The 11,529-nt window shown below is 59.6% G+C and carries 9 protein-coding genes; 5 read left to right on the top strand and 4 right to left on the bottom strand.

Annotation, left to right across the window (positions count from 1 at the left end):
- Positions 1 to 273 precede the first annotated feature (273 nt).
- Positions 274 to 639 (top strand): hypothetical protein, encoded by a 366-nt coding sequence (locus tag VFE81_RS03425; protein WP_325043242.1) that lies wholly within the window; start codon positions 274 to 276, stop codon positions 637 to 639.
- A gap of 82 nt (positions 640 to 721) precedes the next feature.
- Here VFE81_RS03425 and VFE81_RS03420 read toward each other — a convergent pair whose 3' ends face one another.
- From VFE81_RS03420 to VFE81_RS03410, 3 genes are all read right to left on the bottom strand, one after another.
- Positions 722 to 1,936 carry a porin gene (locus tag VFE81_RS03420; RefSeq protein WP_325043241.1) on the bottom strand — a complete coding sequence of 405 codons (1,215 nt, stop codon included), beginning with the start codon at positions 1,934 to 1,936 and terminating at the stop codon, positions 722 to 724.
- Positions 1,937 to 2,117: 181 nt separating this feature from the next.
- A complete protein-coding gene (locus VFE81_RS03415; RefSeq protein ID WP_325043240.1) occupies positions 2,118 to 3,569 on the bottom strand; it encodes an APC family permease in 1,452 nt (483 codons plus the stop codon).
- Positions 3,570 to 3,859: 290 nt separating this feature from the next.
- Entirely contained in the window at positions 3,860 to 4,858 is a 999-nt protein-coding gene (locus VFE81_RS03410) for an AraC family transcriptional regulator (RefSeq protein WP_325043239.1), read from the bottom strand.
- Between the two features lie 196 nt (positions 4,859 to 5,054).
- Between VFE81_RS03410 and VFE81_RS03405 the strand changes: the two genes are divergently transcribed.
- The 4 genes from VFE81_RS03405 to VFE81_RS03390 all read left to right on the top strand — a co-directional run bounded on the left by VFE81_RS03405 (position 5,055) and on the right by VFE81_RS03390 (position 11,162).
- Positions 5,055 to 7,040, top strand: a complete 1,986-nt coding sequence (locus VFE81_RS03405; protein WP_325043238.1) for a primary-amine oxidase — start codon at positions 5,055 to 5,057, stop codon at positions 7,038 to 7,040.
- Positions 7,041 to 7,341: 301 nt separating this feature from the next.
- A complete protein-coding gene (locus VFE81_RS03400) occupies positions 7,342 to 8,385 on the top strand; it encodes a hypothetical protein (RefSeq protein WP_325043237.1) in 1,044 nt (347 codons plus the stop codon).
- A 212-nt stretch (positions 8,386 to 8,597) separates the two neighbouring features.
- Entirely contained in the window at positions 8,598 to 10,079 is a 1,482-nt protein-coding gene (styD, locus tag VFE81_RS03395; protein WP_414695542.1) for a phenylacetaldehyde dehydrogenase StyD, read from the top strand.
- 147 nt (positions 10,080 to 10,226) lie between these two features.
- Positions 10,227 to 11,162 (top strand): LysR substrate-binding domain-containing protein, encoded by a 936-nt coding sequence (locus tag VFE81_RS03390; protein ID WP_325043236.1) that lies wholly within the window; start codon positions 10,227 to 10,229, stop codon positions 11,160 to 11,162.
- A gap of 151 nt (positions 11,163 to 11,313) precedes the next feature.
- On the opposite strand, the gene VFE81_RS03385 is transcribed toward VFE81_RS03390, so the two are convergent.
- On the bottom strand, positions 11,314 to 11,529 hold a 216-nt coding region (locus VFE81_RS03385; RefSeq protein ID WP_325043235.1), incomplete at its 5' end, for a GMC oxidoreductase.

Below are 11,529 nucleotides of genomic sequence, written 5' to 3'. Positions count from 1 at the left end.
ATCCAGATCAACAACACTGATCCGAGACCTTTCAACTGGACCAAATCGGCCGACGACATCCTCGCCAGCGTCAAGCGATTTTGTCTACGAATTTCTAACTCGGGACACTAGTGCGGCGGAGCCGGGCCGGCTGCCGCGTGGTATTTGTGGCGCCGGAGCGGCCAGGGTCAGTCAGGAATTGCCGCTTGTGAATTCTGCGTGATATTGTGTAACAGAAGCGCAGGACGGCCTGCCGTCCTCACCGGAACGCAAATTACAGCAGCGAGCGTCGCCATGAGTGATGTACGCCATCATCTGAGTCCACGTGACCGTTTGGAGCTGTTGTGCTGGCTCACATGCGGGTCCCTTGGCGCGTTTTACCTGAATGAGGACTGGCCCGACGCGGCGTTTCAAGTGCAGGCCGCCCATAAGTGGCTCGACCTCCGGTCGCGGGAAGCAGACTGGTTGAGTATCGCCAGGTTGTCCGCAACCGCACTGGAGATTGCGCGGCGGCACGCGAAATTTGTCGATGCCGATTGGGCGCGGGATGCCGTCGAGGAGATTCTCGATACCGACGAGCTTGACCCTCAAGCGCGGCTGGTGAAGCAGGTACTGGCGGATTGCCAGAACGCGCTTGCGGACAAACGCGTGGCGGATTAGCGTTTTCCCCGTGTGGCACGTTGAGTGATTCGTCATGCGGCGCTGGCTCCGCCGATCTGTTTGCCAGCGCCGCGCAGGCAGATTAGAAATTGTGCCGCACGCCGACGATCACGGAGAGTTGTTTATCCGTGTCCGAATTGACGATATTCGGAATCTGCGCCAGATTCTCCGTCTGGCCCGTCGACGGATTGATCCCCAGCCCCGCGCCGGAAGATTTCTGCCCGATCGCCACCGCATAGACCGCCGTCCGCTTCGACAGGCTGTACACCGCCCCCAGGTTGATCTGATGCACGCGCGTCGAGGCACCGCCGCTCGGCTTGGCGTCGTTGAATATATACGCCAGACCGACCTGCAAATCAGGCGCGAGCATATAGGTCGTATTCAACTCGGCAATGTCGAATGAAATATCGGCCCCGGCGGGGTTCGCCGTACTTGCGAAATACTGGCTCTGCGACAGACGCGTATGCGTATAGCTCACTGCCACGCTCGCCTTACCGAACGCATACGAGCCCCCTGCTCCGAAAATCCTCACCTTGCTTGCCTGCTGCAGCAGACAATACGACGCATCGGCATTCGCGCAACTGAAATCGCCGATATAGCCGGCGGTACCGCCTAAGGCCGCCTGCAACGGCTGGTTCAACTCAAGATACCCCGCGCTCAACGACAGCGGCCCCTGTGCGTAATTCGCCGCCAGCGCCCAGCCCTTGTTCTGCGAAAAATTCCCCGCCACGCCACCCAGACTGAACAAGCCGCCAACCGTCAACCCACCGAAGCTCGGGCTGATGTACTTGATCGAGTTGTTGAAGTTGAACGCTTCGTTGAGGTTGTCGACGTCGCCGAAATGGGAGCCGTACAGCGTCGCCCAGTTATTGCTCGATGCATAGGCGCCCATGTAGTCGGAGAACGGATCGTATTGACGGCCGAACGTCAGCGCGCCGTACGTGCCGTTGTTCAAACCGACCCATGCATTGCGGTTGAACAGCGTGTTCGATTGCAACATCGCGCCGTTGCCGATCAGAAAGCTGTTCTCCAACGTGAAGTTCACCGTGGTGCCGCCACCGATATCCTCAGTGCCCATCAAGCCCCACCGCGACGGCACGAGGTTGCCGCCCGCCAGTTGATAATTCGCGTGGCCGTTGGTGCTGCCGTCGGCGAGCGTTGTCTGCTGGTTGGTCGTGTAGACGACGCCGGCGTCGACCGTGCCATAGAGCGTCACCGAAGATTGCGCATGCGCGCCCATCGCGAGGCCGCACGTGGCCAGCGCAAGCGCCGAGCGCTTGACGAGTTTATGTGCCATATTTTTTCGAAAGTTGAGTAGTGAAATCAGCGAGAACAAACAGGACGACGCGGGCGACGCGGACGACCCGGCCGAACCAGACGCACGACACCGCTCCGCTGCCGATCGAGAATGAACCGCAGGAGTCGATCGTTAGAACGTGACGAGACGGCGCGCGTTGAGTGCCTCGAGCGCTGTTCGATTACTGCCCGAAGCCCGCGTAGATATCCGGCCGCTTCTTACGCAAGACGAGACCGATCACGACGCCGAAGAGCGCCACCGCGAATACGATCCAGGGGAAAGACTTGACGATCGGGCTGTCGGAGCCGCTGAGCGCGTCGAGATTGCGCACCAGAATCACGCCGATATATAGCAGGCCGATGCCACCAACCAGAGGCGCGAGAAACGAGTGCCATACGCGCGTGTCCTTGTGCGTCTTGCGGAAGAACGCGATGACGGAAAAGCTCGTCACTGCTTGCAGCATCACGATGCCGATCGTGCCAAGCGCTGAACTCCAGCTGAAAACAATGTTGAACGCATCGCTGCCTGCCGCGATGAAGAGCCCGAGCAAAACGCACACGGAGAATGTTTGCAGATAGCTCGCCACATACGGTGAACGGTATTTTTCGTGCACCCGATTGAGCGCTTGCGGCAGGATGCCCTCCAGGCTCAGCGCGTGGATATAACGCACCAGCGTGTTATGAAACGACAACAGACTCGCGAAGATACTGCTGAGCAACAGGAAGCTCATCACCGTCGTCACCGCACCGCCCAGGTACTTGCCGGATTGAATAAACCAGAAATCGCCCGGCTGCTTCGTCGCGACCGCGACCACGTCGCTCAGTCCGTACGCGCAAACAATCGTCCACGTGACGAAAGCGAAGAACACGAGGATCAGCATCACCGACACATACGTCGCGCGTGGCACAGTCACCTTCGGGTCCCGGCATTCCTTGCCGTAAATCGCCGTCGCTTCGAAACCGATAAACGACGCGAAGGCGAACATCACCGCAATGCCGAGGTGGCCGCTAAACACATGCTCCGGCGTGAACGGCGCGAGCGTGAGCCCGTTCGGGCCTCCGCCATGCACGACGATGGCGATCGCGAGCAGCAGCAGAATGCCCAGTTCGAGACACATCAGCACGCCGAGCAGCCGGCTATTCAGATCGATACCGCGGATGCCGGTGAATTGCACCACTGCCACGCAGATCAGCGAATAGCCGTACCAGGGCATCGCGGTATGCAGTAGCTGAGAAAGAATCACCGTACAGAAAAATCCAAACAACCCGTACAGCGCGATCTGGATGAAGGTGTACGACATCAGCGCGACGAGTGCGCCGGCCATGCCCAACGGCCGTCCGAGTCCGGCGGTGATGTATGCGTAAAACGCGCCCGCGCGCACCACGTGGCGGCTCATCGACGCAAAACCCACGCTGAAAATCAGCAGCACGATGCCGGCAATCACGAACGCGCCCGGAATGCCCGCGCCATTGCCCAGACTGATTGCGGGCGGCACTGCACCGAGCATGCCGGTAAGCGGTGCCGCCGCGGAAATCACGAGGAACACGATCTGCCACAAGCCCAGCGCATTGCCCTTCAGTTCCACGGGGTTCTCCGCGTCGACCAGACGGGTCGGAGAGTAAGGTTCATTCATCGCTGCCTCTATTTTGTTGGCTAGTCTGGAACTCGCCTGAACCCTGGAAATGCTGGTCAAGGCGCTCGGTCGACCGACGTTCGATCTTTCGGTGTGAGCGCATGGTAGGTAGCTAAAAAATAAAGCGACTTCGCGAACTGCGCCAAATTTTCGATAAATTGCGCCAATGCTCGCGAGCGTGTCAGGCACTGCGTTTCGCAGCGAATACTTAGGAACCTGAAGTTTTTTTCGTGTGACGATTGCACTTTCACGTGCTTTCAAAATGAAAGTATTTTCGCCGCCACCACCTTTTATTGTTTTTTCCAGTTGCGCGTGGCGCGCCACAGTACGGTTGCGTCGGCATAACCCACGGCGCGAGCGATCGCCGCATTGGTGAGCCCGTCACGTTCAAGCAACCCTTCCACACTACGCTGCCGCTCTTCGCGCACGATCTGCCGCACGGAAGTCCCCGCCTCGGCCAGGTGCCGTTGCAACGAGCGATGCGAGAGACCGAGATCTTTCGCAATGTCGGCGACGATCAGCTTTTCGTGCGCCAGTCGCCGCGTCACCAGATCGCGCACCTGTTCGACGATGCTGTGGGGCACCGCATCGCGCGCAATCAGATCGGTGGCATGGCGCTCCATCATGCGCGCCATTTGCGTGTCGGCGCTCTTGAGCGGCGCATCGAGATCCAGCGGACGCAGAATCACACCATTGAAAGGCTGTTGAAAGCGCACCGGTACGCGGAAATTGCGTGCATACGGTTTGAGGTCAGCGGGCGCGGCATGTTCGAAATGCACTTCGACCGGATTCCAAGCGGCGCCACGGACGAGCCGGATCATATGGCACATCGTCGACAGGCTGTATTCCGCGTCTTGCCGGCGCGGCCAGATCTGCGGATTGGCGATTTGATAGGTCCATACCGGCCATTCGCTATCGCGCAGCAACTCACAGGTCGTGGTGTTCTGCCACGACGCGAGCGCAAGCGAGAACTTGCGCACCGCTGCGTTCAAGGTCGGCGACGATAGAAACACCAGACCCGCGGGGCCGAGCTCAGTCACTTGCAATTCGCTACCGAGACGCAAGCCGAGCGACGGTTCGCCGAGTACTTCAGCCGCGCGTTCGAATGCCGCCACATAACGCGTGAGCGGCAGGATTTCATACGGATTCGACAGGAGCTTGCGGCTCATGCCGAACGCTTCGAGCAGTGCGTCGCAATTGGCGCCGGATGCATCGAGTGCGCGCACAACCGGTCCCATCACCGCACCGCGGATCATCGGGAAACTGTCGTTGAGCGTGACTTTTTTCATGCTGAGCGTCTCCTCTCAAGTCTTCGCTGATGTGCTGCCGTGTTATTGCACCTGGCGCACTTTATCGTTCATTTGGCGCGATAAGCAAGCGCGAAAATAATATTGGGTTCCTACGATTTGCCATCGACTCAGCGTTCGCAGCGCTTCACCCAGCCTCGCACGCAGTCCGGTCCAGCACACTCCTTACGGGAACCTTATGAACACGAATGCCACGAAAGCCGCTCACGCCCCCGTTCATCCGCTCGATCCGCTGAGTCCGGACGAAATGCAGCTTGCCTGCGATCTCGTGAAGGCCGCCGACAACCTCGACGCGTACGTACGCTTTCCGATGGTCGAATTGCGTGAGCCGCCGAAGACTGAAGTGGTCGCATTCAGGACCGGCGAATATTTTTCGCGTACGGCGTTCGTACTGGCAATCGACCGCACGAATCGGACGACGACCGAATTCAACGTGGACCTGAGAGAAAAAAGAGTCACCTCGCGCAACGTGCTGCCGTTCGATCAGACACCTTACGGCCAGCCGCCGATCATGATCGAAGACTTCATGAACGCCGAGCAGATCGTCAAGAGCGACGACGCATGGCGCGTTGCGGTAATGAAGCGCGGCCTCACCGAGAAGGATCTGGAGCGCGTCCAGGTCGATCCGTTTTCCGCCGGTTGCTTCGACCGCGAGAACGAGAACGGCCGGCGCCTTGTGCGTTGCGTGAGTTACTACCGCGAGACCGTGACCGACAACGGCTACGCGCATCCCATCGAGGGCGTGGTGGCGGTAGTCGATCTGCTCGAAAAGAAAGTGATCGAACTGGTCGACGACGGCCGCATCATTCCGATCCCACGTGCGAAGCACAACTACGACACACCGAGCCTCGGCGAGCCACGCAGCACACTCAAACCGCTGTCGATCAGCCAGCCGGAGGGTCCGAGCTTCAAGATCGACGGCTGGCATGTGAGCTGGCAGAACTGGAACTTCCGGGTCGGCTTCACGCCGCGCGAAGGGCTGGTGCTGCATCAACTCTCATGGGATGACGGCAAGAACGCGCGGCCGATCATCTACCGTGCGAGCGTGACGGAGATGTGCGTGCCCTACTCCGACCCGAGCACGAATCACTACTGGAAGAGCGCATTCGACGCCGGCGAATACGGTCTTGGAAAACTGGCGAATCAACTCGAACTCGGTTGCGATTGTCTCGGCACGATCCGCTATTTCGACATTCCATCCGCTGACGATTTCGGCAATGCGTTCCTGATGAAGAACGCTGTGTGCATGCACGAAGAGGACTACGGAACCCTGTGGAAGCACTATGAATTCCGCACCGGCGTCTTCGAAATGCGCCGTTCGCGACGCCTTGTGATTTCGTTCTTCGCGACGGTCGGCAACTACGACTACGGTTTCTACTGGTACCTGTATCAGGACGGCACGATTCAACTCGAATGCAAGCTGACCGGCATCGTACAAACCTCGGCGGTGGCTGATGGCGACACGTATCCGTGGGGCGGCATGATCACGGAAAACCTTGGCGGCCCGACCCACCAGCATTTCTTCAATGCACGGATGCACATGATGGTGGATGGCGAACGCAACACCGTCACTGAGCACGAATTCGTGCCACGCCCGATGGGCGAAACGAATCCGTACGGCAACGTCTTCGACACGACGAAGCGCGTGTTCAAAACCGAGAGCGAAGCCGCGCGCGTGGCGAACGGCGGCACGGGACGTTACTGGAAGGTGACCAATCCGAACGTGAAGAACGCTGTCGGTGCGAATCCTGGCTATAAGCTGATCGTGAACGACTCCCCGCTGATGCTGGCCGACGCACGCTCCAAGGTCCGCCAACGCGGCGGATTTGCCACGCGTCACGTGTGGGTTACGCCGTTCGATCCGGCCGAGCGCTACGCGAGTGGTGACTATCCGAACCAGCACGCGGGTGGCGACGGCTTGCCGCGCTACATCGAGGCGAACCGCAATATCGAGAACGAAGACATCGTCTTGTGGCACAGCTTCGGTCACACACACGTGTGCAAACCCGAGGACTTCCCGGTGATGCCAGTGGAATACGCCGGCTTCATGCTCAAGCCGAACAACTTCTTTTCCGCCAACCCGACGATGGACCTACCGTCCGAGCGTGACCAGAACAGCGTTGAAGACGGCAAGTCCACGAATCATGGCTGCTGCAAGCGCTGATCCGAGGAGACGCGACGCGCAGCCCGCTGCTGCACCCGTGGCGGACGCGGCATACGTGCGTCCCGCGATCGCGCGCAACCTGATACGCCGGCAGACTTCAAGCGAAGGCGGCGTGGCACGCATGCTGATTGCGGGCGCTGGCGCTGGCGGTGCGGTACGCGGGCGGATTGCGTCCGCGAGGGGCTCGGTACACGGATTAATGACGAGCGTGGGTTGGGCAGCACGTGTGTCGAGGGCGAGCGTGGGTGGCACAGCACGCGGACTAATTGCGAGCGTAAGCGGCACGGCCTGTGTGTTACTCGTGAGCGGCGCCGCGACGCTGGTGACTCAAGCGGGTCTTAGCCAACGAACCAACGCGCTGTGGATGAGCGCGTTGGCGCTGGCAACGATGACAATCGTGCCGTTGTTGATGTCGCGCGTATCCCGGTCGTGCACCACGCTTGCGACGGCTGTGACGTTGGTTGCCACGATGAGTGCGATGGGCATTGTGCCGGGGTATGTGAATGGCTTGGAGCATCGCATCGCGATTGCTGGCTTGATTGTGGCGGTGGGTGGCGCGTTGCTGTTTTACTGGTGGCGTCGTGTTGCTGCAACGGCCACGTCACCCGACGTTTTCGATCGGAATAAATGCGCGGATCAAAACGCGGACCAGTCAACCAGAACCATCTACGCGACCGGCGCGACGGCGCTGCTCGCATTCCTTGCGGGCTTATCGAGTGGCAGTCTTGCGCGTTTTCAGTTGTACGCAATTTGCGGCGTGAGTGGCGCACAACCGATCTGGCAGATAGCGCTTTCGCTGGGTGCTGTTTGCGCGCTGGCGCTGATCACCGATCGATCCGGCAATAGCAACCGAATATTGATTGCGCTGTACTCGCTACGAGCGGCGTTTACTGGAGCACTTGCAGTCGTAGACAGCCCGACACTGGCACTGCTTGCAGCAAAGATGTTTTTGATTCTCGACTGCCTGACGATCCCGGCGCTCATGAAACTGCGCGGCAAATCGCACAACGTGATGAGTGCGGGCTGCCCCGGCGCAGCACACCACATCGGGATGATATTGGGAGCAACGTTATCGACAACGCCTTACTTTTTCGGCGACGGATTCATGTTGCTGTATGCACTGAGCGCGATTGCGAACCTGATATGTGCCAGCACGTTGGCGACCCATTGGGTCAAAAAAAGCCATTCCGAAAGCACTCAAACCATCACCGCCGCCAAGCGAACTCTTCCGACAAGCACGAAGTGCAAGACGGGAAGTATGACGCCTTTGTCACTCAGTGTTGAACAAGCGAGGGCACAGATTCCAGATGCACCACTACCGCAACTGCGCGGGGGACCCGCTTAGGAGTTAGCGGTTTGAGCTGCTTTCTTTTGCCTACTTTTATTTGCAGCAGGCAAAGAAAAGTAGGTGCCTGCCCCGCACAGGGGCGACGCTAATAAACCACTACCAAAACAAGAAAAGCCACCGCCGCAGGCAAGCAACAAAACAGCAATTCAAGTCCCAAAAGCGACAACTGAACAGCACCGCCAATCTCACCCCAACGGAGACAAAGCAAAATGCCCGAACAAACAAACCACGCAGTGAAGCTGCCACAAACAATGTTCATCAACGGCGAACAAACCTCCAGCGCCGCAGGCAAAACCTTCCCCATCTACAACCCAGCGACAGGAGAAGAGCTAGCCCAAATTCCCGATGCATCAGAAACCGACATCGACCACGCAGTCAAAACCTCAAAAGCAGCCTTCGAGTCAGACACCTGGCGCAGAATGCCGCCAGCCACCCGCGAACGCCTGCTGCTAAAACTAGCCGACCTGGTAGAACAACACACTGACGAACTCGCCACACTAGAAACCCTGAACCAGGGAAAACTAATAGCATTCTCAAAGATGCTGGAAGTCTCAGGCAGCGTCCAATGGCTCCGCTACATGGCCGGCTGGGCCACCAAAATCGAGGGCACGACTTTCGACCTGTCGATCCCCTTCCCGCCCGGCACCCGCTACAACGCCTCAACAAAACGCGTCCCGGCGGGCGTCGTCGCCGCCATTGTCCCGTGGAATTTCCCGCTCCTGATGGCGGTCTGGAAGATCGCACCAGCACTCGCATGCGGCTGCACCGTCGTGCTGAAACCGGCGGAAGAAACACCTTTAACAGCGATCCGCCTGGCCGAACTGGCCCATGAAGCCGGCTTCCCCCGGGGCGTATTCAACGTTGTCACTGGGCGCGGCGAAACCGCCGGTGCAGCGCTAGTCAAGCATCCCCTGGTGAACAAGGTCACCTTCACTGGATCGACCGAAGTGGGCCGCATCATAGGCCGCCAATGCGCTAGCGATCTGAAACGGGCCTCGCTGGAACTGGGCGGCAAGAGCCCCGTAATCGTGCTGGACGATTGCGACCCGAAGAAAGCGATCGAAGGCGCGGCCGGCGCTATCTTCTTCAACCACGGGCAGGTCTGTACCGCGGGTTCCCGTCTGTACGTTGCGCGTTCGATTTACGACGAAGTGGTGCAAGGCATCGCCGCCGTGGCCGATGGAATCGCATTGGGCTCCGGTTTCGATGCCGCAACGCAGATGGGCCCCATGGCTTCCGCGCGGCACCGCGACAAGGTCATGGGCATGATTGCGCAAGGCCGGCAGGAAGGCGGCGAGATCCTGTCACGTGACGCGGCCGTTGATGCGGATGGCTTCTTTGTCCGGCCGACGGTCATTGCCAATCGTGCATGCAAGCCGCTTTCCGTGGTCAGGGAGGAGGTATTCGGACCGGTGCTGGTGGCTATGCCTTATGACGATATCGATGAGGTCCTGAATCAGGCCAACGCATCGGAATATGGTCTTGGCGCGAGTGTCTGGACGAATCAGCTCGACAAGGCGCTGAGGCTGGTTGACGGCATCGAAGCGGGGACCGTTTGGGTCAACACGCACAACATGGTCGATCCCGCGATGCCGTTCGGCGGGTTCAAGGCTTCGGGGATCGGACGCGAGCACGGCAAGGCCATTGTGGATGCTTATACGGAAAGCAAGTCGGTCTGTATCGCGTACTGACCGGTCGCTGCACGTCTTGCGGCACGAACACATCGTCGTCACAAGACGTGCACACCTGTAGCACATCGAGGGCAACACAGTAAAATAGCAGACACCCACGCCGCCGCGCGTCAGCCTACCCTTGGGTGCCCAACCTTGAAACGCAAAATGCCCGCGCTGAACGCGCTGAAAGCCTTCGAAGTCGCTGGCCGCACGGGCAGCTTCACCCGCGCAGCGGAACTGCTGAACGTGACGCAAAGCGCGGTCAGCCGGCAAGTCCGCCAACTGGAAGCCCAACTCGGCGAGACCTTGCTCCAGCGTCATCATCACCACCTGGAGCTCTCGGCCGCCGGGCGCATCCTCCTGCAAGCCCTGCAACAATCATTCGACCGGATTGAACTCACGGTCCGCAGTCTGCAGGAGAAAACTCACCGTAATCGCCTGCGCATCAACGCGCCGCCCACTTTTACGAGCCGCTGGCTGATGCCGCGTCTCGGACGTCTGCGTGACGCGCATCCGCATCTCGAACTCAGTCTGTCGACCCGCGTCGACGACAACCTCGCCGAATCCGGCGTGCTCGACTGCGCCATCCGCTTCGGCAACGGCGAGTGGGAAGGCGTCGACAATCGTCTGCTGATGAACGAACGGCACATCGCCGTCTGCGCGCCCGCGTTGCTCGCGCGCCAGGCAGGCCGCGCGGCTATCGATCTGAATCAGTTCACGCTGCTGCACGTGCTCGCGAGCGCCGATCAGCGCTATCTGACGTGGCAGCATTGGTTGAAAGCCGCCGGCATTGAAAACGTCGACACCCGCGGCGGCTACGAATTCGATCTGCTCGATCACGCTATCCGCGCGGCCATCGACGGTCTTGGCGTAACGATCGCCGATCGCCACATGATCGGGCGCGAGCTGGCCGAGGGGCAGTTGGTACAAGTGCTCAATGTGCACGTCGACGGCCACCAGTCGTATTGGCTCATTACGCGTGCGGAGCAGGACGAGTTGCCACACGTCGCGTTGTTCCGCGACTGGCTGCAGCAGGAGATCTGGTTGACCGAACGTGCGCTCAATTCGTCGGAGTCTGCGCAGTTGGGCGAAGCGAGTTGATGCGGATGAATTCGTCTGAGTGCGGGCGCCCAGGCGACTCCGGTCCATTTGAGCCTCCGTCGTTGCTGCCTTACATGACGCAAAAAAACGCGCCGATTGCATCGCATCGACGCGTTTTCCCGTTACACCGCTAGCGGTGAATTTCCATCGATCAGGCAGCAGCAGCCAGTTCCGTCGCTTCGGGTCTATAGGCGGCTTCGGTGGCGGCGTCCTCGAGAATCATCTCGGCGCCCTTCTCCGCCACCATCATCGTCGGCGCATTGATGTTGCCCGACGTGATGTTCGGGAAAATCGACGCATCGACCACGCGCAAACCAGCAATACCGTGCACCCGCAATCGCGCATCGACCACGGAGGTGAGCGGGTC

Source organism: Paraburkholderia sp. (genome assembly GCF_035656215.1).
Taxonomy (GTDB): Bacteria; Pseudomonadota; Gammaproteobacteria; order Burkholderiales; family Burkholderiaceae; genus Paraburkholderia.
This window is presented reverse-complemented; position numbering and strand designations above follow the sequence as displayed.